Raw genomic sequence first — 22,116 nt, 5'->3', positions numbered from 1 at the left:
TTTTGTGAGCGGACGTCGCCATGGCAGAGCGAGCGATACCGAGCCGGACGCTCATCGTGATCGGGCTCGTCTTTCTGGCCCTCGTGGCGGTCCACCTCCTGTGGAGCGGCGACGCGGCGCGCGACCAGGCCGGCGAACCGGTCCTTGACGGCATCCGGATCGTCGAGAAGGACGGCGTGGTCGAGATCGAGCCCCCCACGGCGGCCACGGCCGACGACCTGGCCATCCTGATGCAGGGGCGTATCCGCCGCCTGCTCCACGGCGCGGAAGCCGAACGCCGCGCCGCCGCCGTGGAGATGGCCGGCCTGATCAACGGCCCCGCCGGCCGCGACATGCTGGCGCAGCTTGGGCCCGACATGCGCTCGGACCTGCGCCGGGCGCTCCTGGGCCACCAGGCCCCGGACAAGGGCCTGAACGACCCCGACCCCGTTGTCTCCGCAGGATGCCGCGACGCCCTGATCGGCATCTGGCGCACGTCCGGCAGTTCCGTCCGGGACGGCTACCTGCGGCAGGGGCTGACCGCACTGGAAGCGGGCCAGGTCGATACCGCCCTCCAGGTGTTCCGGAAGGTGGAGCGTCTCGGCGGCACGGCGCCCCCGGACCTCTATCGCCTCCTGGCCGAGGCCTACCTGGCCAAGGCACAGCCGGACGACGCCCTGGCGGCCTGCCACAAGGCGTTGCTGGCCGATGCGCAGCACTTCCCGGCCCTCTACGCGATGGCCCGCGCCTACGCGCAGATGGGCAAGGTCGACCAGGCGGACAAGGCCCTGGCGGTTGCCCTGGCCGTCTACCGCGACTTCTCCGAGGCGAAGGAACTGCAGGCCGCCATCCGGCCGACGCCGGCACCGGACGCGGCCCCCTGAGCGCGTCAGGACGCCGCCTGGTGCGAGACCTCGATGAGCTTCCGCAGCGCCTCGCGCGCGGCCCCGGACTCCACGGACTCGGCGGCCGCCCGCATGCCGTCGGCCACGCTCTCGGCCCGACCACCCACACAGATCGCGGCCCCGGCGTTCAGAAGCACCATGTCGCGGTGCGGGCCCGGCCGCCCGTCCAGCACGCCGCGGATGGCGCGGACGCTCTCGCGCACGCCGCCCACAACCAGGTCGCCGCGCCGCGCACGCGCCAGCCCCAGGTCCTCCGGCCGCAGGGAGCCCATGGTGACGGCCCCGTCGCAGACATCGGCCACCACGGTCTCCGCACACAGGCTGATCTCATCCATGCCGTCCCGGCTGTGCACCACCATGGCCCGGACGGCCCCCAGGTTCATCAGGACGCGCGCCATCGGTTCGACGAGTTCCTCGGCGAAGACGCCCAGCAACTGCCGCCGCGCCCCGGACGGATTGGTCAGCGGGCCCAGGATGTTGAACACGGTGCGCACGGCAAGCTGCCGGCGCGGCCCGATCGCGAACCGCATCGCCTTGTGCAGGGCCGGCGCGAACAGGAAGCCGATGCCGGCCTCCCGGATGCAGCGCTCCACGACGGCCGGCTCCGCGTCGATGTCCACGCCGAGGGCCTCCAGCACGTCCGCGCTGCCCCAACTGGCGCTGGCCCCTCGGTTGCCGTGCTTGGCCACGGGCACCCCCGCGCCGGCCGAGACGAGCGCAGCGGCGGTCGAGACGTTCAGCGTGCCCTTGCGCGTGCCGCCCGTGCCGCAGGTGTCCACCACGTCCAGGCCGCCGGCATCGATGGGCGTCGCCGCGCTCCGCATGGCCAGCGCGCATCCGGTGATCTCGTCCACCGTCTCGCCCTTCATCCGCAGGGCGACCAGGAACCCGGCGATCTGCGCTTCCGTGGCCTGCCCGGACATGATGGCGCCCATGGCCTCGCGCGCCTCCGTCACGGACAGGTCCGTGCCCTCCACAAGCCTGGCAAGACAGGATTGGAGCATGGTGCCTCCGCGGCTGGATCGGGAAACCGCCGTATTGTAGGCCGCACATGCCTGCCGGTCAACAACGCACACGCCGCCCGCCGGCCGTGGCGCGCCGGCCGCGCGTCTGCTATAAATGCGCCCGGGCCGGACGACCCGGCCGCGCACACCAGACACGAGGTCCGCATGATCGACCTGCACACGCACAGCATCTTCAGTGACGGGGGGCTCGTCCCGGCCGAACTGGCCCGGCGCTGCCAGGCGCTCGGCTATCGCGGCCTGGTCATCAGCGACCACTGCGACCAGGCCAACCTGGAGTACGTGGTGGTGAGCCTGGCGCGGTTCTGCGAGAAGGTGGCCGGCGCATACGGCGAGATGCAGATCCTGCCCGGCTGCGAGATCACCCACGTGCCGCCCGTTCTGATCGGCGCGATGGTGGAGGCCGCCCGCGAGGCCGGGGCGGAGGTCGTGCTCGTCCACGGAGAGACCATCGTGGAGCCGGTGGCGCCCGGCACGAACCGCGCCGCCATCGAGGCCGGCTGCGACGTGCTGGCCCACCCGGGGCTGATCGCGCCCGGCGACGCGGCCCTGGCCGCCGAGGCCGGCGTCCGCCTGGAGATCAGCGGCCGCAAGGGGCACGGGCTGACCAACGGGCACGTCGCCCGCCTGGCGCTCCGGCACGGCGCACTGCTGAGCTTCGGTTCGGACGGACACGAGCCCGGCGACTACCCCGACCGCGCCCAGGCCGAGCGCATCCTGTGCGGGGCCGGGCTCTCCGCCGAGGAGGCCGCCCGCGTGTTCACCGACAATGCGGAGTTCTTCCCTCCCGCCTGAGGGCGAGCCGCAGACCGGGAGCCGCGATCGTCAGCATGAGACAGGCGACGGCGAAGGCGTCCCCGAACCGCACGTACGGCGTCACCCGGTCGGACAGCCGCACGGGCGCGCTCAGCGTCCCCTGCGTCCACGGCTTCAGGGCGGCGTAGACCTCGCCCCTCGGGTCGATGAAGCAGGAGATGCCGGTGTTCGCGCACCGCACGACGGTCGTGCGCGTCTCGACGGCCCGGAACACGGCCATGGCCAGGTGCTGGCGGAGTTCGCCGGCGATCAGGTACCAGCCCTCGTCGGTCAGGTTGACGAGGAACTGCGCCCCGCGCCGGCGGAACTCGATGCAGAGATCGGGGAAGACGTCCTCGTAGCAGACCAGCGCGCCGAACCGCGTCCCCGCCCCGTCCGGCAGCGTGAAGATCACCTCCTGGCGGCCCGGCGTGATCTCGCGGGGGATGGGCGTGAGCGCCGCCAGGAACGGCAGGAGGGCGCGGCCGGGCACGTACTCGCCGAACGGGACGAGCCGCATCTTGTCGTACCGGTCCAGCACCTGCCCGCCCGGGGAGAGGAAGACCGCCGAGTTGGCGAACTGCGGCGTGGCGCTCACGCCGTAGAGCAACGACCGGGCGGCCTCGCGGGAGACGTAGGAGGGCGCCCCGATCAGGAAGTGGCAGCCCATGTCCTCGCCCAGTTCGCGCAGATAGCCCATCGTCTGCCCGTGGAGCCGGCGTTCCTCCGGGATGGCGAAGGCGGCCGGCGGCAGGTCCAGCGGAACGGGCGCGGTGCTCTCCGGCCAGACGGCCAGGTCCAGGCCGCGCTCGCGCATGCGCGCCGTCAGTTGCGCACACAACTGCACCTCGTCCCGGCGCTCGCGGTAGTAGTCGGCCGCCGTCTTGTCCGGGTCGAAGATCTCGGACATCAGGCGGGGGATGTTCTGCTGCACGACGCCCACCCTCGGCCCCTGCCGCATCTCCACGCGACGGCACGCGACCGCACCGCCGACGCAGGCGAGACCCAGCACGGCCACGCCGAGGATGGCCGCCCGGCATGCGCCCGGGCCCAGGCCTTCGGCCCGCCGCAGGGCGGACATGCGCTCCGCAACGGCCGCCAGGGCGGCGTTCGTCAGGAACACGACGAACCCCACCGCATAGACCCCTCCAAGCGCCGCCGTCTGCACCAGCCACGTCGCCCGGTACTGCGTGTAGCCGATGAACAGCCAGGGGAAGCCGGGGCCGAGTTCGGCCCGCACCAGTTCCAGCGCCACCCAGGCGCAGGCCGCCGTCGCCGGCCAGGCCGCCGGCAGATGCTCCCGCATCCACCGGATCGACAGGGCCGCCAGGGCGCCGTACAGGCTCACGTACAGGGCCAGCCCCAGCCAGCCCGGCACCGCCACGGAGGCCAGCCAGGCGAATCCCCCCAGGCCGGCGACCAGGAGCGCCAGCCACCCGCAGACGGCGGCCGTGACATACCCGGGCGCCCGGCCGACGGCCACCAGCAGGGGCACGAGCGCCACGAACGCCGCCGGACCGAGATCGAAGGGGGGGAAGGACAGGTAGAGCAGCAGGCCGGAGACCGCCGAGGCCGTCAGGTGCGGCCAGACGGCCCGCAGCCGGGCCGACGGGCCCCGCTCGGGCCGGCGGCCGTTACCGCTTCGCGGATCCTCCACAGTGACCATCTCCCTTGGGTCGGGCCGGCGGACACCCGGGCGGCGCCCGCGCGCGGGTCAGCGGCTCAGCGTCTTGAGACTCAGAACCAGACCGATGCCCAGCGTCAGGACGTTGCCGCCCCAGATGGCGGGGACGATCGGCAGCTTGCCCGCCTCGGCGGCCACCTCCCCGAGGATCAGCAGCGGGTAGAAAACGAGCAGCACGATCGCGAAACTGAGCCCGAAGGCTACCATGACGTTCCGCCGGCCGCCCGTCACCCCCAGGGGGATGCCCAGCAGCGCGAAGGTAAGGACGGACACGGCCTGCGAGAGCCGCTTGTGGATGCGGATCTCCACGTCCCGCAGGTTGTCCTGGTCCTCGACAATCCGCAGTTGCCGGCGGATCTCCGCCTGGCCGGCCATCAACTGCCGGCTGCGCTCGTTCAGGATGGCGATCTCCCGCTCCAACTGCCCGACGGTCCGCGCGCTCTGGGCCTGATCGCGCCGCGCCTGGTCGCGCCGGGCCTCGGCGTCTCCGATGCTCTCCCTGGCGGCCGTGATCCTGTGCACGATGTCGGCCTGCCGTTGCTGAAGCTGCATCATCCGCTCCACGTCCGGCGCCGCCTCCAGCTCCCGCCGGCAGTCGTTCATCTGAACCTGGAGTTCGTCCAGCACGCGGCCCGCGTCCAGGATGGCCGCTTCGGCAAGCTCCTCGGTCTTCCTGTGCTCGTGGGCGCGGAGTGTGGCCTTGTCGTAGTCCTTGCGCTTCGACTCCACGACGGTATGGTGGTCCGCCGTCTCGCCCTGGAGAAGCCGCAGCTTCCTGCGCCGGTCCTTGCGGGCCGACTCGATGTCGGCATCCCGTCGGGCCGGGTGCCCGGCGACCGCGGCCTTCAGGAGCCGCATGTCGGAGATCAGCTCCATCAGCGGGAAGTAGCGCCGCCGGGAGAGCACGTCCTCCGAGCTGGTCACCGCCTTGACCCAGTAGAGGATCGGCGTCGCCTGCGCGCTTCGGGGCATGCCGCCCTTCTGCGACTCGAAGTCGGTGATAACGCAGTCGTTCATCCGGAAGACGATCCGCTCCGGCCGCACGGCGTCGTCCTCGATGGTGGCAGTGCGGGCGGTGGTGATCTGCTCGACCCGGCGGGGCCCCGCGTGCAGGACCACGACGTTGTGCATGACGCCGTCGCGGAAGTCGTCGTACATGATGTGAACGGGCGGGAAGGAGAACTGCCGCGACCAGCTCAGCGCCGCCTTGTCCAGCAGTATCTGCTTGAATGCCTTGTACTTGAGTGCCCGAAGGGCCCCCTGCGACCTGGGCACCGTCTCGAACTGGAAGTAGGCGGCCAGGACCGCCAGGCCGCACGCCGCCCACAGCACCGGGTGCACAGCGCGGAACATGGGGATGCCGGCGGCCCGCACGGCCGTCAGTTCGTTGTCGCCCGCCAGCCGCCCGAACGTCAGGATCACGGCGGTCAGGAACGCCGACGGCAGCACCATCGGCACCGAGTAGGCCAGGACCAGGCGCACGAGCGACGCCACGCGCACCACGTCCAGCCCCTCGTTCAGCAACTGCAGGCAGACGCCCACGGCCATCAGCAGCACCAGCGCGGTGAACGCCGGGACGAAGGCCTTGAAGACGTTGACCAGGACGTATCGTTGAAGCCGCTTCATACTGCTCCATCGGAGACGCGTGGGCACAGGGCGCAGAACGGACGCCCGGGGGCCATGAACGCGCCCCATTGTAATCGACCCCGGAGGATTCGGGCAACTCCGTGTCGGGGCGGCGGTGATTTGAACTCCCGCCGGGCATCCGCTACAGTGGAGAGAGGGCGCATTCCATTGCCGATGGTGCATCGGCTGCCGGCCCCCCTTCTCCTCGAATCACGACGACATCGCCATGGTCGATAGCATTATCCGCAAGGTACAGTCGCTGGAAGCCGAGGCGGACGCGATCGTTGAGGAGGCGCGGGCATCCGCGCGGGACACGGAGCAGTCGATCTCTGGGGAGGCCGACGCGCTCCGCAGGCAGTTCGAGGAGGAGTTCGAGCGCGGCGTGGCGGCCGTCCGCAGGGACGAAGAGGAACGGGTGGCTCGCGAGCGGACCGCACTGGACGAACAGGCCGCCGGCATCGCGGGCTCCCTGCGGTCGGCAGCCTCCTCGGAGGCCGCCGGACAGGCGGCCGAACTGATCCTGACGCACCTTCGCAAGGACTGACCGTGGCGATCAGCCGGATGCAGCGCGCCACATTTCTGGCGCCCAGAGACGTGGCCGAGGACCTGCCGGGGTTCCTGCAAACCCTGGGAATGGTGCACGTGGAGGACCTCGCCGAGCGCCTGCCGGCCGACGCGCAGGACCGCCTGCGCGAGTCCGCCGAGGACGCCCGCGCCCACCTGAAGCAGATCGAGCAGATCGAGAGCATCTTCGACGAATTCGCCCCGGCCCGCGAGGGGTTCCTCGCCGGGCTGGTCAACACGCCGCTCCGCGCAACGGAGGCCGAGGTACGGGAGGCGACGCGCACCGTCGATCTGGCCTCCGTGTCCTCCGAGAGTCGACGCGCGGCCGAGGCCTGCCGCCGCCTCCAGCGGCAGATCGAGGCGCGAGAAGCCGAGATCGAGATGCTCACGTTCTTCTCGCAACTCCCCTTCGGACTGGCCGACCTGAAGGCCCTGAACCGCGTGTGGGTCCGGGTGGTGCGGCTGACCGAGGCGCACTGGGACGGACTGGAGTCGGACGAGTGGGCCGTTGAGCATCTGGCGTTCCAGGAGGTGTCGCGCGCCCGCGGCACCGTGAACGTGTGCGTGGTCGCCCACCCGGCCGAAGCCGACGAGGCCGCGGCCGTGTTGAGGCGGTTCGAGGCCGTCGTGCGGCCCCTGCCGGACCTGGATGAGCCCGAGGCGGAGCGGATCGAGGGCCTGCACGCCGAGGTGAGGGACCTGCGTGCCCGGGCGGACGAGCAGGCGGCGCGGATCGCCGGACTGGCCGCGGGGCGTCGCCCACTGGCCCTGCTGCGCGCCCACTGGGAGGCGCAGCTCGCGCGCGTGGAGGCGCTCAACGGCGCCGCTGCGACCGCGCGCATCGTCATCCTGACGGGCTTCGTGCGCGCACGGAACGCCGAGGCGCTGCGCGCGGCCCTGGCGAAGCGCTTCCCCCGGGCTGCCGTCCTGCTGGAGGATCCGGCGCCGGAAGACCGGGTGCCGGTGGAGTTGAGCCTGAACCCGGTCGTGCGGCCGATGCGGTTCCTGGTGAAGATGTTCGGACTGCCGGACTACTTCTCGTTCGATCCCACGCCGTACCTGTCCTTCAGCTTCCTGCTGTTCTTCGGCTTCTGCTTCGGCGACGTGGTCTACGGCGCGATGCTGTGTGTCGTGGCGGGGTTCCTGGCATGGAAGGCCCGCCGCTACGAAGGCCACTACGACCTGTGCGTGCTGTTCCTGTACGGCGGGCTGGCCACGATGGCGGTCGGCGCGTTGACGGGCACGTGGGCGGGCGACCTGTGGCAGCCGCAGTACCTGGGCGAGGACAACCGGCTGCTCCGCATCAAGGAGACGTTCGCCCTGGTGGACCCGCTGGAACGCGCCATCCTGATGCTGATCGTGACGCTCGGGCTGGGGGTGCTGACGCAGCTCTACGGGATCGTGCTGAAGGGCTACGGCCTGCTTCGGCGGGGAGACGTGGCGGGGGCGCTGTTCGACGCGGGCCTGTGGGTTGTGGCCCTGCCGGCGTTCCTTGTGGTGGTCTCGAAGCTCTTCTTCGCGGTGCCCGCCCCGGTGTTCCGGGCGGCGGCCATCGTGTTCGGCCTGTGCTGCGTCGGGCTGGTGCTGACGCAGGGGCGCAGGGAGGAGACGCTGGTTGCGAAGGCGATCACGGGCCTCGTCAGCCTCTACGGCATCCTGGGCGGCTACGGCTACGTGACGTTCATCGGCGACATGCTCTCGTATGCCCGCCTGCTGGCCCTGGGCCTGACGACCGGCATCATCGGCATGTCGATCAACATCATGGCGGACCTGGTGCGCGGCACGCCCGTGGTGGGCACGGCACTGTTCGTGGGCGTGCTGGTGCTGGGCCACACGTTCAACTTCGCCGTGTGCATCCTGGGCGCGTTCGTGCATTCGGCGCGCCTGATCTTCCTGGAGTTCTTCAGCAGGTTCTACAGCGCCGACGGGGTGCCGTTCCGTCCGCTGTCGTTGAGCACCGGCAAGGTGCTCGTGGTGCCCGGCGAGGGCGACTGATCCGGCCAGAGGAGAGACGAGTATGGAACCGAATTTGGGCGAGGCGTTGAACGTTCTGCAGACGCTGGACGTTCTGCTGAATCAGTACTTCGTGCAGACGGGGCTCGGCTGGGCCATGGCCGGAGCCATGCTGGCCGTGCTCGGCGGGTGCGTGGGCTCGGCGCGCGGCATCCGGCTGGCCGCCGGCCAGTCGGCGGGCGTGCTCTCGGAGAAGCCGGAGCTGTTCGGCCAGATGCTCGTCCTGATGGCGCTGCCGGGCACGCAGGGCTTCTACGGGTTCATCGGCGCCATCATCATCGCCCTGCGCGTGAACCTGCTGGCCGGCGGCGTGACCGTGGCGCCCATCGTCGGCGTCGCCCTGCTGTTCGTGGGCATCGCGCTCGGGTCGGTCCTGTGGCGCAGCGCCGTCTACCAGGGCGAGACGTCGGCCGCGTGCATGAACCTGGTGGCCCGCCGGCCCGAACAGGGCGGCCGCGCCATCATCATGCCCGCGCTGGTGGAGACCTACGCCGTCGTGGCGCTGCTGGCCGCCATCCTGATGACGCTCTGGCTGACCGCAGACGGGCTGACCGTGACAAACCCCCTGACGGCCGGCTGAGAGCCGAGGAAGGGCGCACCGATGTCGCTGGACCACATACGCGAGACCATCCTGGCCGAGGCGCGCGCCGAGGCCGAGCGCATCCTCGCCACGGCGGAGGAACACAAGCGCCAGCGGCTGGAGGCCGCCCGCGAGGCGCTGACGATGGAGTTCGAACGCCGCCGCAGCCGGGCGGAGCATGAACTGCGGCAGCGGGCCGACCGGGAGATCGTCGCCCGCCGGGCCGAGCACAACCTGGCCCTGCTCAAGCAGCGCAACGAGATGCTCAACTCCCTGTTCGACCGGGCGGCCGAACGCCTGGCCGCGCTGCCGGACGACGACTACTGCGCCGTGGTCGGCCGGTGGATGGAATCCCTGCCGGCGGACGTGGGCGGCCGGGTTCTGTGCAATGAGCGCGACGCCGAGCGCCTGGCCCCCCTGGTGGAACGCATGAACGAGCACCGTGCCGCAGACGCCCGGCTGCGCCTGGAGCGGCACGACGGCCCCCTGAGCGGCGGCGTGCTGTTCCGTGCCGGCCGCTTCGAGATCGACCTCTCGATCGAGTCCCGCCTGCGGCGACTGCGCGAGACGCTCGCGCCCGAGGTGGCCGAGCTGCTGTTCCCGCAACAGGTGACCGTCTGAGACACCCCCGGCAGGAGCATGGACATGGCGCGGCGTGAATCCCCGGCGGCGTGGACCTACGTGAGCGGCCTGGTGGCCGCCCGCGAGGGCCGGTTGCTCACGCACGACGCCTTCCGGCAACTGGTGGCCGAACCGGAACCGGGCGCCCTCCTGCAACGGCTGAGCGGAACGGCGCTCGAGGACCGCGTCCCGGATGCGGCCGCCGTGCGGCACCTCGACCGGATCGCCGCAGAGACGCTGGCCGACTGCGCCGCCGAGCTGCGCGCCGTGAGCCCGTCGGACCTCGCCACGTTCCACGTCGACGTGCAGCACGCGTTCGACGGACTCCGCCGCTTCGTCGCAGACCGGAGGGCCGAGCCCGACCGAGGGGCCTCCGGACGCAAGGCCCCGGAGGCCGACGACCTCTGGACCCGCGTGTGGGACGACCTGCCCGCCGATGTGCCGGAGTACGTGCGCCGGGGCGTACAGCGCGTCCGCGCCGTCCTGCCGACCGCCGCCGACCGGCCCGAACTCCTGGACGCCGTCATCGACGCCGAGTGCCTGGATGCGCTCGCACGCGAAGCCGAACGGCGCGGGAACGACTTCATCACGGGCTACTGGCGGCGGAGCCGCGCGATCCTCGGGGTCGAGTCGCTCTGGCGGGCACGCCTGCTGGAACACAAGCCGGACGTGCAGCAGGCCGTGGCGGCCGAGCTGCCGGACGCCGGCCTGGCCGGTGCCCTGACGCGGGCGGACCTGGCCGACTGGCCGGACCTGCTGGGCGGTGCCGTGGCGGGCGTGGCGCCCTCCCGCCTGCGCGACCTGGACGGCGCCACGCGCGTGCGCGGGTTCGTGCGGCAGGCCGAGGAGGGCCTCGCCGAGTACCTGCGCGGCGCCCGCTCGGTGGCCTTCGGGCCGGAGCGCGTGTTCGCCTATGCGATCGGCATGCACACGGAAGTGTTCAACCTGAAACTGGTGCTCGGGGGGCGCTGGGCCGGCGTGGCGCCCGAGCTGCTCCTGGAGCGGCTGCGCCCCGGCTACGTCTGACGAACGGGAACGCCGATGGCGGTGACAAAGAGGGTCGTGGCGATCGGTCCCCGGGATGAGATGCTGTACCTCCGGGAGGCCGGCATGGAGTTTGTGCCGCTGGAGGCCGGCGAGGACCTGGAAGCCCCTCTGCGCCGGGCGATGGGCGACGCGGCCGTCGGGCTGACGCTGCTGAGCGAGACCGTCGCCGGCGACCGGCCGGACGTGGTCGACGAGGTGCGCCGTGCGACGGGCGCGGTCGTGCTGGTCGTCCCCTCGCACCGGGGAAGCACGGGCAGCACGCTGTCGCACATGCGGCGGGTGCTGGAGCAGTCGGTCGGCGTGAACCTTCTGGGTGACGATCCGGCGGCTTCACAGGGCGGGTGAGACCACTGAGATGGCCGAGACATGTTTTCCACAGTCCCGCCGCCGCCCGCCCACTTAGAGCAACGTTGCGAGAAGGAACCATGGCAGAACAAGCTGCGCAGGAATCGCAGGAGCGAGCGCCCGGCCGCGTGATGCGGGTCTCCGGTCCGCTGGTGGTGGCCGAGGGCCTGTCCGGCACCAAGATGTATGAACTGGTGCGCATCGGCGAGGCCCGGCTGTTCGGCGAGGTCATCGAGATCCGCGGCGATGCCTACTCGATCCAGGTCTACGAAGAGACCGAAGGGGTCGGCCCCGGCGAGCCCGTCTTCCCCATGGGTAACCCGCTGAGCGTCGAACTGGGCCCCGGCCTGATCGAGAGCATCTACGACGGCGTGCAGCGGCCCCTGCGCGTGCTGGCGGAGAAGTACGGCGACTACATCGTGCGCGGCGCCGACGCGCCCGCCCTCGACCGCAAGAAGCGGTGGTCGTTCGTCCCGACCGTGAAGGAAGGTGACCAGGTGGGCCCCGGCGACATCATCGGCACCGTCCGGGAGACGCCCGTCGTCGAGCATCGCGTCATGGTGCCGCCCGGCGTGCGCGGGCGTGTCCGCTCCATCAAGGCCTGCGAGGCGACCGTCACGGACCCCGTCGCCGTGCTCGAGTCCGACGGCGGCGAGGTGCCCGTGACGATGATGCAGGTCTGGCCCGTGCGCACGGGCCGGCCGGTGGCGCGCAAACATCCGCCCGTCGTGCCCCTGGTGACGGGCCAGCGCGTGCTGGACATGCTCTACCCGGTGGCCATGGGCGGCACGGCCTGCATCCCCGGCCCGTTCGGCAGCGGCAAGACGGTGGTGCAGCACCAGTTGGCCAAGTGGTCGAACGCCGACATCATCGTCTACCTCGGCTGCGGCGAACGCGGCAACGAGATGACCGACGTCCTGCTGGAGTTCCCCGAGCTGCACGACCCGCGCAGCGGCGAGCCGCTGATGCGGCGCACCGTCCTGGTGGCCAACACGTCCAACATGCCCGTGGCGGCCCGCGAGGCCTCGGTGTTCACGGGCATCACCATGGCGGAGTACTTCCGCGACATGGGCTACAACGTGGCCCTGATGGCCGACTCGACGTCGCGCTGGGCCGAGGCGATGCGCGAGGTCTCGGGACGGCTCGAGGAGATGCCGGGCGAGGAGGGCTACCCCGCGTACCTGGCCGGCCGGATCGCCGCCTTCTATGAGCGGGTGGGCTTCGTCGACTGCCAGGGCGCGCCGGACCGCCAGGGCACCCTGACCGTCATCGGCGCCGTCTCCCCCCCCGGCGGCGACCTCTCGGAGCCCGTCGTGCAGTCCACGCTCCGCGTCGTCAAGGTCTTCTGGAGCCTCGAAGCCAGCCTGGCCGCGGCGCGCCACTTCCCGGCGATCTCGTGGCTGCGCAGCTACTCGCTCTACCAGCAGGCCATCGACGCATGGGCGAACGAGCACGTCGCCCCCGGTTGGGAAGCGAACCGCAAGGAGGCCATGCGCATCCTCCAGCGCGAGTCCGAGCTGGAGGAACTGGTGCGCCTGGTCGGCATCGACGCGCTCTCCATGGCGGACCGCCTCCTGATGGAGGCGGCACGCATGATCCGCGAGGACTTCCTTCACCAGAACGCCTTCGACGACATCGACACCTACACCAGTCTCCCGAAGCAGTTCCGCCTGCTGGCGCTCATCCTGCGGTATCACGAGCGGGCACGCAACGCCCTGGAGGACGGAGCGGACCTGGACAGCCTGACGGAACTGCCCGTCATCGAAGGCATCGCGCGCGCCAAGCGCATCGCCGAGGACGAGCTGGACAGGTTCGACGCGCTGATGACGCAGGTCGACAAGGAGATCAACGCCCTGACCGGGGCCGGGGGCGAACCGGGCAAACCGTCCGACGATGAGGAAGGCCAGGAGGAGTAGACGCCGTGTCCAAGGAATACCTGACGGTCAAGGAACTCGTCGGCCCGCTGCTGCTGGCGGAGCAGGTCGAGGGCGTGACGTACGGAGAACTCGTGGAGATCCGGCTCTCCGACGGCCAGACGCGCCGCGGCAGCGTGCTGGACATCAATGAAGACAAGGCGCTCATCCAGGTCTTCGAGGGCACATCCGGCATCAAGACGGACCAGACGCGCGTCCGTTTCCTCGGGCGCGGCCAGGAGCTGGGCGTCTCGATGGAGATGCTCGGGCGCGTCTTCGACGGGGCCGGACGGCCCATCGACGGCGGGCCGGAGATCATCCCGGAGAAGCGGCTCAACATCAACGGCAGCCCGCTGAACCCCTTCACGCGCGACTACCCGAACGAGTTCATCCAGACCGGCGTGTCGGCCATCGACGGCCTCAACACGCTGGTGCGCGGCCAGAAGCTGCCCATCTTCTCCGCATCCGGTCTGCCGCACGCACGGCTGGCCGCGCAGATCGCCCGCCAGGCGAGGGTGCGCAAGTCCGGCCAGAAGTTCGCCGTCGTCTTCGCCGCCATGGGCATCACGTTCGAGGAGTCCAACTACTTCATCAGCGATTTCCAGCGCACGGGCGCGATCGAACGCGCCGTCCTGTTCGTCAACCTGGCCGACGACCCGACCATCGAGCGCATCAGCGTCGTGCGCATGGCGCTGACCGCCGCCGAGTACCTCGCCTTCGAGCATGACCTGCACATCCTGGTCATCCTCATCGACATGACCAACTACTGCGAGGCCCTGCGCGAGGTCTCCGCCGCGCGGCGCGAAGTGCCGGGCCGGCGGGGCTACCCGGGCTACCTCTACACCGACCTGGCCACCATCTACGAGCGGGCCGGCCGCATCCGCGGCAAGGGGGGGTCCATCACCCAGTTGCCGATCCTCACCATGCCCGAGGACGACAAGACGCACCCGATCCCGGACCTGACCGGCTACATCACCGAGGGCCAGATCATCCTGAACCGGCCCCTCCACGGCGCCGGCATCTACCCCCCGATCGACGTGATGCCGTCGCTCTCGCGCCTGAAGGACAAGGGCATCGGCGAAGGCAAGACCCGCGCCGACCACGCCGACGTCATGAACCAGCTCTACAGCGCCTACGCGCGCGGCAAGAACGCGCAGGAGCTGGCCGTCGTACTCGGCGAATCGGCCCTCAGTGCGATGGACGTGCGCTACGTGCGCTTCGCGGAGGCATTCGAGGAGCAGTACATCCAGCAGGGGGAGGACGAAGACCGCAGCATCGAGCGCACCCTCGAGATCGGCTGGAACCTGCTCAGCATGCTGCCGCGCGCCGAACTGAAACGCGTCCACGACGAGTTCATCGACCAGCACTACACCGAGTCGCGGCCGAGCCACGCCGTGCGGACCGAATGACGCGCGGCACCGGGGAAGGAACCTCGCGATGGCACAGCAGATGAACGTGACGGCCACCCGGATGGCGCTGCTGCAGGTGCGCTCGCGCCTGGCCACGGCCACGCGCGGACACGGCCTGCTGAAGGACAAGCTTGACGGCATGATGAAGGAGTTCCTCGGCCTCCTGGACCGCTACAAAACGGCCCGTCGGGCCTTCGATGCGGAGTTTCCCGAAGTGCTCAAGGGCTTCGTGCTGGCAGGGCTGTGCAGCGCCCCCGGCGCCGTCGAGGCCGCGCTGGAGCAGAGCCGCAGCGAGATCGGCCTGACGGTGACCACGCGCAACATCACGGGCGTGAACGTGCCGGTCATCGAACCCCGCATCCAGTCCGCCGGCGGCTACAGCCTCCTGCAGACGGCCGTGGAGTTCGACGAAGCCGTCGAGGGGCTCCGGCACTTCGTGCCCCGCATCATCGAACTGGCCGAGATGGAGCACGCCGTCTGGCTGCTCATCGCCGAGATCGAGCGCACGCGCCGACGCGTCAACGCGCTCGAATACGTCATGATCCCGCAACTGCGCGAAGCCATGCGCACCATCCGCAGCAAGCTGGAGGAACTGGAGCGCGGCAACACGGTGCGCCTGATGAAGATCAAGGAGATGCGCGCCGCCCGCCAGCGAGAGGAACTCCCCGCCCGGCACGCCGGGGTCGGGTAGGCGCAGGGCGACGGCGCGAGGAGGGCCGGTGCCTGCATGGAGCCGGAGGCACATGGCGAACGACAACACATCCGGGCGGCGGGCCGTCGTGCTGCTGAGCGGCGGGCTCGACTCGGCGACCGCGCTGGCCGTGGCCGTCCACCGGGGCTACGAGTGCCGCGCGCTGAGCTTCCGCTACGGCCAGCGGCATGAGGTGGAACTCCAGGCCGCCCGGCTCGTCGCCGCGTCCCTCGGCGCCGTCGAGCACCGCGTGCTGGACCTGCCCATCGCCGAACTGGGCGGCTCCGCGCTGACGGACCCGGCCGCTCCCCTGCCGGCGGGTCGGTCGGCCCACGACACCGCGCCGGCCATCCCCCCCACCTACGTGCCCGCGCGCAACACGATCTTCCTGGCCTTCGCGCTCGCCTGCGCGGAGGTGACGGGGTCCGACACCGTCTTCGTGGGCGTCAATGCGGTGGACTACAGCGGCTACCCGGACTGCCGGCCGGCGTTCATCGAAGCATTCGAACGCCTCGCCGCCCTGGCCACGAAGCGCGCCGTCGAGGGGCGCCCCACGCAGATCGCCGCGCCGCTGATCGGCATGACCAAGGCCGATATCATCCGCACGGGAATCCGCCTTGGCGTGGACTACTCCCTGACGATCAGCTGCTACGACGCCGATTCCCACGGCCGCGCCTGCGGGCGGTGCGACAGTTGCCGTCTGCGCGCCCGAGGGTTCGCCGACGCCGGTGTGCCGGACCCCACCCCCTATGCCGCCGCCCCGCCGGAGGAGACGCAACCATGACCACCGTTCTGGCCGTTGCCGGCAGCGCACGGCGCGAGGGAAACAGCGACGCCGTGCTCGAGGCCGCGCTGGACGCCCTGCGCGAGCGCGGCGCCGACGTCTCCGTCCTCTACCCGTATCGGATGTCCATCACCCCGTGCCGTTCGTGCAACGCGTGCTGGGAAACGGGCCGGTGCGTCATCCGGGACGAGATGCAGGACCTGTACCCCCGCTTCGACGCCGCCGACCACGTCGTGGTGGCGGCGCCGCTCTACTTCACGTCCCTGCCGGGCCACCTGAAGGTGCTGGTCGACCGCTTCCAGGCCCACTGGGTGCGCACCTACCGGCTCAAGCAGGGGCCCCGGGCGCGCCGCCGGGGCATGTTCCTGTGTGTCGGCGCAATGGACCGCGAGCGCTACTACCGGTGCACGCTGACGATCGTCAAGACGTGGCTGTCGTGCCTGAACATGGCGTGCGCCGTCAGCCGCTTCTACGGCGGCGTGGACGCGCCCGACGCCCTCGTGCGTGCCCGCCCGGAGTACCTGGCCGATGCGCGCACGGCGGCCGCCGAGCTGCTGGGCGACGTCGGCGCATAGCGCAGGGGCCGGCAGGCCGTTTGCATCGGCCCGGCGACTGTGCCATACTCCGGGCGCTTTTGTGGGTTCTCTGACCGCGCGCCGTCCCGCTGCCCAGGAACGGCGCCGCAGACCATCGGGAGCTGAGACCATGGCGAAGGCGAAGAAGCGAAAGCAGATTCGGGTCGGCGTCATCGGACAGGGACGCAGCGGGTACGACATTCACGTTGGGCACCTGCGGACGGATCGGCGCTTCAAGGTCGTCGCCGTCGCAGACCCCCTGGAACGGCAGCGCGCGGACGCCGTGAACGAACTGGGGGCGGACGGCTACGCGGACCACGCCGACCTGCTGGCTCGCGATGATCTTGACCTCGTGGTCAATGCCTCGCCATCGCACCTGCGCGTGCCGATCGCCCTCGAGGCGTTCAAGGCCGGCCACAACGTACTGTGCGAGAAGCCGCTGGCACGCACCGTGCGCGACGTGGACCGGATGATCCGCGCCGCCAAGGGCGCCGGCAAGCTGCTGGCCGTCTACCAGCAGTCGCGCTTCGCCCCGTATTTCGAGCAGGTGAAGAAGGTCATCGACTCCGGCGTGCTCGGGCGCATCGTGATGATCAAGTGCGCCTTCAACGGGTTTGCCCGCCGGTGGGACTGGCAGACGCTGCAGGAGAACCACGGCGGAAACCTGCTCAACACGGGCCCGCACCCGATGGACCAGGTGCTCCAGCTCTTCGGGGACGGCAAGCCCGAAGTGAAGTGCATCATGGACCGGGCCAACACGTGGGGCAACGCCGAGGACCATGTGAAGGTGCTGCTGACCGGCAAGAACCGCCCGACCATCGATCTGGAGATCTCCTCGTGCGCCGCCTATTCGCCCTACACCTACATGGTCTATGGCACGAAGGGCGGCCTGACGGCGACGACGACCGAGGCGAAGTGGAAGTACTTCCGCCCGGTTAGGGCGCCGAAGCAGACGCTCATCCGCACGCCGCTCGAAGGGCGCCAGTACTGCCGGGAGAAGCTGCCCTGGGTCGAGAAGACCTGGACCGTGCCCAAGGGCAGGGCGCACCTCTTCCCGACCATGGCGAAGGCGTTCTACACCCAGCTCTACAACGCATTGACGGAGGGGACGCCGCTGATCGTCACCCTCGAACAGGTGCGCCGGCAGATCGCCGTCATGGAGGAGTGCCACCGGCAGAACCCGCTCTCGAAGCGGCGGGGCTGGGGCGTCTGAGGCCGCACCATAGCCAGGATGAGTGTTCGTCTTCGGGCCGGCGGCCCATGCCCCCGCCGGCCCTTCCCTTCTGCGGAGCAGACGCCATGGCAAAGGCGAAGCGGGACCCCATCCGCGTCGGCATCATCGGGCTCGGTCGCAGCGGCTACGACATCCACGTCCACCACATCCGGCGGGACCGCCGCTACCAGGTCGTCGCCGTCGCCGATCCGGTGGCCGAGATGCGGGCGGAGGCCGAGAAGGACCTGAAGGTCGACGCCTACGAAGACCACCGCCGCCTGCTCGAACGGGACGACCTGGACCTGGCCGTCATCGCCGCGCCGTCCCATCTGCACCTGCCCATGACGCTCGACGCGTTCAAGGCGGGCCTTCACGTGCTCTGCGAGAAGCCCCTGGCGCCGACCGTGCGCGACGTGGATCGGATGATCGCGGCCTCGAAGCGGGCTGGCAGGCTGCTGGCCATCTACCAGCAGTCGCGGTTCGCCCCCTACTACTCGCAGGTCTGCAAGGTGATCGATTCCGGCGTTCTGGGCCGGATCGTCATGATCAAGGTCGTGGTCAACACGTTCTCCCGGCGGTGGGACTGGCAGGTTCTGCAGGAGTATGCCGGCGGCTGCCTGCTCAACACCGGCGCGCACATGCTGGATCAGCTCCTGCAGCTCTACGGCAAGGGCATGCCCGAGGTGAAGTGCGCCATGGACCGCGCCAACCCGTTCGGCGACGCCGACGACCACGTCAAGGTGCTCCTGACGGGCAGGAACCGCCCCACCATCGACCTGGAGATCTCCCACTGCGCCGCCTATCCGTCGCCCTTCCTGTACAAGGTCTACGGCACGCTCGGCGGCCTGGTCGCCACTCGGGGCGAGGCGAAGTGGCGCTACTACCGGCCGGAGAAGGCGCCGAAGCAGGCGCTCAGCCGCACTCCCCTGCCGGGACGCAAGTGGTGCCGCGAAGAACTCCCCTGGGTCGAGAAGACCTGGACCGTGCCGAAGAGCAAGGCGAACATGTTCCCGGTGATGGCCCGCATCTTCTACAACCGTCTGCACGAAGCGCTCACGGAGGGCGCGCCGCTGGTGATCACACCGCAACAGGTCCGCCGGCAGATCGCCGTCATCGAAGAATGCCGCCGACAGAACCCGCTCCCGAAACGGCGTGCTCGCTGACGGGCCTCACCAGCCGCGTCCGGCGTGCTGGAGCGCCAGCAGGCTGTAGGCGGTCACCAGCTCCGGCATCTGCTCCATCCAGCGGCCGTTTTCGTTGGCCCACGAGCCGTCCGCCCGCTGAATCTTGAGGAGTTGGCCCGTCAGCTCGACGCGCCAATCATGGCGTCGGCCTGCGGCATCGACGATGACCTCTTCCTCCATCGCGTTGAGCGCCCGCGCCATCGTGAGGTAGTAGTAGTAGAGGCCCTGCTCGCCGAGGCCCGGGTTCAGGGTCACGTCCCAGTGCCGGCAGGCCCATTCCCAGGCGGCCACCACGCGTGGGTCGTTGCGCGGCAGGCGCGCGTAGATCATGCTCTTCAGCCCGGCATAGGTCATGCCGGCATAGCTGCGCAGGCCGCCGTCGGGGTCCTCGCCGGCCTTGCTCTCGCCGGGCCGGTAGACGAAGCCCCCGTCGTTTCCGGCCCAGGGCTGATCGTTGGTCGCCTCCAGGTTCTGGCAACGCGACAGGTAAGTGATGGCGCGTTCGTAGGCCAGTTCCGTACGCGTCTGCTCGCCCCGCCCCGTCCCGGCGGCCGCGGCGTCTTCCTCGGCGATGGCCTCCAGGGCGCGGATGGCCTCGAGGGCGAACTGCGTGTTCGACAGGTCGGCCCGGTGCATCTCGTCCTGGCCGGCCTGGCTCTCATAGCCCCAGCCCCCGTACTGGATGTTCTCCGGGCCGACGCCCTCGCTCTCGTCCGCCTGGGCGCCCAGCAGGAACGTGCGCGCGCGTGCAAGCAGTTCGCGGTCCTCCGGCAGCCCGGCCTCCACCAGCGCCATGGTGCAGACGCTCGTGCTGTAGCTGGGGTACATGCCGGCGTAGATGCCGCCGTCCGGCCGGGCATGTGCCCGGATGTAGCCCAGCGCGCGGGCGACGTGGGGGCTCCGCGGGCCGTGGTCGGGGTCGCCGCTGCCGACCATCGCGGTCACCGCCAGGGCGGTGATCGCCGGATGGCCCTGGAACGAGCCGTCCTCGCGCTGGGCGCCCTTCAGATAGGCCAGCCCGCGCGCCATGGCGGCCTTCGACTCGAGCAACATCGACGGATCGCGCTGCGGAGCCCGGGCCGCCGCCATCGTCAGAAGCAGGGCCACGCTAACCACCACCCTCGACGTCCTGCGCATGATGCTCCTCCTTCTCTTCGGGAACGGGGGGCACCCGGGACGGTTCGTCCCTGGGGCCCTGGGCCGGGGCGTCCTCGGCCGGCGGGACCCGGATGATCAGCACGACGGGCGTGCCCACCGGCGGGCACAGGTCGGCATTGGCGTTGTAGTAGATGTCGTCGTTGGCCGTCTCCTCGGCGATCTCCAGGATGGCCAGGGGGTCGTGGAACGTCGTGATGATCGACCCGTCCAGGTCGGCCCCGAAGCGGCCCTCGGCCAGGCGGCTGCCCAGGAAGACCCAGCGAACACCGGCGGCCGGCTTCCCCGTCTGGACGTTCAGGAGCAGCGACTCGGCGGGCACCGTCCGCACGGCGGGCTCCGCTCCGTCGTCCCCGGGCGTGCGCCACTGGACGGACAACAGCACCGTGTCGCCGGGCGGACGCTGCGCGGACGGGCTTCCGGGGCGATAGTGGACGGCCGGGTTCCGGCCGGGCGAGAGGCCGAGCAGCAGCAGGGAGAGCTGCAGGTCCATGGGCACGAGGTCCAGCGTGAGGACGGTCTCGTGCGTCTTCCCGTGCGGGAGGCAGGCCAGAAGCTCGATCGGCCCCCCTTCGGCCATGTTGACCCGGCCGCTGCAGCGGATCTCGCGTCGGGCGGCGTCCAGGTCGACGCTGCCGATGCGGTAGGTGTCCGGACCCGTCTTGCAGATGCGCTGCGGGGGCGGCGCCGTGCCGGCCTGCGCGGCCGACGGGATGCAGAGCATCAGAAGGACAAGCAGATGGACACTGCCCATGCGGCGACCCCGGGAGATGCCTGTGCGCCTGCTGCGCGTATGCCCCGCCGGCGAAGGCTCAGGGACGGCAGGGCGCCCCGAAAGAAACGGGCCGGAAGGGGCTGACCCGCCCGGCCCGCGCATGTCCGGAACGCAGAAGCCTATTTCTCTGAAATGGCTTCGACCGGGCACTCCTCGACGCACGCCAGACACCCGCTGCACTCCTCGGGGTCAATGTGGGCGACGCCGTCGACCATCGAGATCGCGCCGACGGGGCACACGTCCACGCACGTCTGGCAGCCCGTGCATTCCTGTTCGTCTACGACGACCATGAGAACCTCCTTGAGAACTGTGAATGAGACCGGCCCAACGCCGCCATTAGGCCATCCGACGGGCAGGGTGTCAAGGGGATGCTCACACCGGCTGAACCTGGCGCTCAGCCGGCCCCGCATCGGCCGGCGCGACCGCGTGCGCCTCGACCACGTAGGAGTGCGTCGGGCAGACCTCGGCGGCCGCCGAGAAGTCGCCTCCCGCCTTCTCGAAGTCCAGCACCGGCAGGTTGTCGACCATCTCGATGGCGCCGTTCGGGTCCTTGCGCGCGCAGAGGCCGCAGCCGATGCAGCCCACCGAGCAGACGGCCTTGACGGTCTTGCCGCGTTCACGCGACGCGCAGCCCAGGTAGGTGGTATAGTGCACCGGAAGCAGCGACAGGATCCTGCGGGGGCAGGCGCGGACGCAGAGCCCGCAGGCGGTGCACTTGTCGGCGTCGATGACGGGCAGGCGCTGCTCGCTCATCGTGATGGCTCCGTACGGACAGACGGACGCGCAGGTGCCGAACCCGAGGCACCCGTAGGCGCAGGACTTCGGCCCTCCGCCGATCAACTGCGCGGCCCGGCAGTCCGGCTCTCCGACGTAGTCAAAGGCGTCCCCGCAGCAGTCGGCGCCGCCGCGGCAGTGCACGACGGCCCGGCGCCGGACCGTGGCGTCCACCTCCACACCCATCAGTTCGGCCAGCACGGCCGCGGCGCCCGGCCCGCCGGCCGTGCACAAGGTCACCTTCTCGCCGCCCACGATGGCCTCGGCGTAGCCGCGGCAGCCGGAGAAGCCGCAGGCGCCGCAGTTGACGCCCGGCAGGGCGGCCAGTGCGCGCTCGATGCGCGGGTCCTCGTCCACACGCAGCCGGCGCGCCGCGATGGACAGCCCGAACCCGAACAGGACTCCCAGCACGAGCATCGACGCGACGGCAGTCAGAACCATGATGGGTGCTCCCAAGGCGCC

Annotated in this window: 22 protein-coding genes; 15 read left to right on the top strand and 7 right to left on the bottom strand. The window is 70.6% G+C overall.

Annotation, left to right across the window (positions count from 1 at the left end; translation table 11 throughout):
* Window positions 1–20 precede the first annotated feature (20 nt).
* Complete coding sequence (locus GXY85_10530; GenBank protein ID NLW51255.1) at window positions 21–863, top strand: tetratricopeptide repeat protein; 843 nt, start codon at window positions 21–23, stop codon at window positions 861–863.
* Window positions 864–868: 5 nt separating this feature from the next.
* Here GXY85_10530 and trpD read toward each other — a convergent pair whose 3' ends face one another.
* On the bottom strand, window positions 869–1,888 hold the full coding sequence (trpD, locus tag GXY85_10525; GenBank protein ID NLW51254.1) for an anthranilate phosphoribosyltransferase: 1,020 nt from the start codon (window positions 1,886–1,888) through the stop codon (window positions 869–871).
* Between the two features lie 165 nt (window positions 1,889–2,053).
* Here trpD and GXY85_10520 point away from each other — a divergent pair, with 165 nt between their 5' ends.
* On the top strand, window positions 2,054–2,701 hold the full coding sequence (locus GXY85_10520; GenBank protein NLW51253.1) for a histidinol phosphate phosphatase domain-containing protein: 648 nt from the start codon (window positions 2,054–2,056) through the stop codon (window positions 2,699–2,701).
* Here GXY85_10520 and lnt read toward each other — a convergent pair.
* The gene (gene lnt / locus GXY85_10515) at window positions 2,667–4,358 is read right to left on the bottom strand and encodes an apolipoprotein N-acyltransferase (protein NLW51252.1); all 1,692 of its coding nucleotides are present in this window, start codon (window positions 4,356–4,358) and stop codon (window positions 2,667–2,669) included. The two genes, GXY85_10520 and lnt, sit on opposite strands and share 35 nt — an antisense overlap.
* A gap of 57 nt (window positions 4,359–4,415) precedes the next feature.
* Window positions 4,416–6,011: an LptF/LptG family permease gene (locus tag GXY85_10510; GenBank protein NLW51251.1), complete on the bottom strand. Its 1,596-nt coding sequence runs from the start codon at window positions 6,009–6,011 to the stop codon at window positions 4,416–4,418.
* A gap of 226 nt (window positions 6,012–6,237) precedes the next feature.
* Between GXY85_10510 and GXY85_10505 the strand changes: the two genes are divergently transcribed.
* The 13 genes from GXY85_10505 (at window position 6,238) to GXY85_10445 (ending at window position 18,929) form a co-directional block, all read left to right on the top strand.
* Entirely contained in the window at window positions 6,238–6,555 is a 318-nt protein-coding gene (locus GXY85_10505; GenBank protein NLW51250.1) for a hypothetical protein, read from the top strand.
* Between the two features lie 2 nt (window positions 6,556–6,557).
* Window positions 6,558–8,570 carry a hypothetical protein gene (locus GXY85_10500; protein NLW51249.1) on the top strand — a complete coding sequence of 671 codons (2,013 nt, stop codon included), beginning with the start codon at window positions 6,558–6,560 and terminating at the stop codon, window positions 8,568–8,570.
* 115 nt (window positions 8,571–8,685) lie between these two features.
* Window positions 8,686–9,168, top strand: coding sequence for a permease (locus GXY85_10495; protein NLW51248.1), 483 nt, complete (start codon window positions 8,686–8,688; stop codon window positions 9,166–9,168).
* Between the two features lie 21 nt (window positions 9,169–9,189).
* On the top strand, window positions 9,190–9,789 hold the full coding sequence (locus GXY85_10490; protein ID NLW51247.1) for a hypothetical protein: 600 nt from the start codon (window positions 9,190–9,192) through the stop codon (window positions 9,787–9,789).
* Window positions 9,790–9,813: 24 nt separating this feature from the next.
* Window positions 9,814–10,815, top strand: a complete 1,002-nt coding sequence (locus GXY85_10485) for a V-type ATPase subunit (GenBank protein ID NLW51246.1) — start codon at window positions 9,814–9,816, stop codon at window positions 10,813–10,815.
* A gap of 15 nt (window positions 10,816–10,830) precedes the next feature.
* The gene (locus GXY85_10480) at window positions 10,831–11,181 is read left to right on the top strand and encodes a hypothetical protein (GenBank protein NLW51245.1); all 351 of its coding nucleotides are present in this window, start codon (window positions 10,831–10,833) and stop codon (window positions 11,179–11,181) included.
* Window positions 11,182–11,261: 80 nt separating this feature from the next.
* Window positions 11,262–13,097 carry a V-type ATP synthase subunit A gene (locus GXY85_10475; protein NLW51244.1) on the top strand — a complete coding sequence of 612 codons (1,836 nt, stop codon included), beginning with the start codon at window positions 11,262–11,264 and terminating at the stop codon, window positions 13,095–13,097.
* A 5-nt stretch (window positions 13,098–13,102) separates the two neighbouring features.
* Window positions 13,103–14,503: a V-type ATP synthase subunit B gene (locus tag GXY85_10470; protein NLW51243.1), complete on the top strand. Its 1,401-nt coding sequence runs from the start codon at window positions 13,103–13,105 to the stop codon at window positions 14,501–14,503.
* A 28-nt stretch (window positions 14,504–14,531) separates the two neighbouring features.
* Window positions 14,532–15,194 (top strand): V-type ATP synthase subunit D, encoded by a 663-nt coding sequence (locus GXY85_10465; protein ID NLW51242.1) that lies wholly within the window; start codon window positions 14,532–14,534, stop codon window positions 15,192–15,194.
* A 52-nt stretch (window positions 15,195–15,246) separates the two neighbouring features.
* On the top strand, window positions 15,247–15,978 hold the full coding sequence (gene queC, locus GXY85_10460; GenBank protein NLW51241.1) for a 7-cyano-7-deazaguanine synthase QueC: 732 nt from the start codon (window positions 15,247–15,249) through the stop codon (window positions 15,976–15,978).
* The gene (locus GXY85_10455) at window positions 15,975–16,553 is read left to right on the top strand and encodes a flavodoxin family protein (protein ID NLW51240.1); all 579 of its coding nucleotides are present in this window, start codon (window positions 15,975–15,977) and stop codon (window positions 16,551–16,553) included. The genes queC and GXY85_10455 overlap by 4 nt, the downstream gene beginning before the upstream one ends.
* 130 nt (window positions 16,554–16,683) lie before the next feature.
* The gene (locus GXY85_10450) at window positions 16,684–17,766 is read left to right on the top strand and encodes a Gfo/Idh/MocA family oxidoreductase (protein ID NLW51239.1); all 1,083 of its coding nucleotides are present in this window, start codon (window positions 16,684–16,686) and stop codon (window positions 17,764–17,766) included.
* Window positions 17,767–17,852: 86 nt separating this feature from the next.
* Window positions 17,853–18,929, top strand: coding sequence for a Gfo/Idh/MocA family oxidoreductase (locus tag GXY85_10445; protein NLW51238.1), 1,077 nt, complete (start codon window positions 17,853–17,855; stop codon window positions 18,927–18,929).
* A gap of 6 nt (window positions 18,930–18,935) precedes the next feature.
* Here the strand turns inward: GXY85_10445 and GXY85_10440 are convergent, their stop codons facing one another.
* The 4 genes from GXY85_10440 to GXY85_10425 all read right to left on the bottom strand — a co-directional run bounded on the left by GXY85_10440 (window position 18,936) and on the right by GXY85_10425 (window position 22,095).
* On the bottom strand, window positions 18,936–20,087 hold the full coding sequence (locus GXY85_10440; protein ID NLW51237.1) for a hypothetical protein: 1,152 nt from the start codon (window positions 20,085–20,087) through the stop codon (window positions 18,936–18,938).
* Window positions 20,059–20,859, bottom strand: a complete 801-nt coding sequence (locus GXY85_10435; GenBank protein NLW51236.1) for a hypothetical protein — start codon at window positions 20,857–20,859, stop codon at window positions 20,059–20,061. Before GXY85_10435 ends, GXY85_10440 begins: the two co-directional genes overlap by 29 nt.
* A 140-nt stretch (window positions 20,860–20,999) precedes the next feature.
* Window positions 21,000–21,170 (bottom strand): 4Fe-4S binding protein, encoded by a 171-nt coding sequence (locus GXY85_10430; GenBank protein NLW51235.1) that lies wholly within the window; start codon window positions 21,168–21,170, stop codon window positions 21,000–21,002.
* 82 nt (window positions 21,171–21,252) lie between these two features.
* Window positions 21,253–22,095, bottom strand: coding sequence for an RnfABCDGE type electron transport complex subunit B (locus tag GXY85_10425; GenBank protein NLW51234.1), 843 nt, complete (start codon window positions 22,093–22,095; stop codon window positions 21,253–21,255).
* Between the last annotated feature and the right edge of the window lie 21 nt (window positions 22,096–22,116).

This window comes from Candidatus Brocadiaceae bacterium (assembly GCA_012728835.1).
Lineage (GTDB): Bacteria > Planctomycetota > Brocadiia > SM23-32 > SM23-32 > JAAYEJ01.
This window is presented reverse-complemented; position numbering and strand designations above follow the sequence as displayed.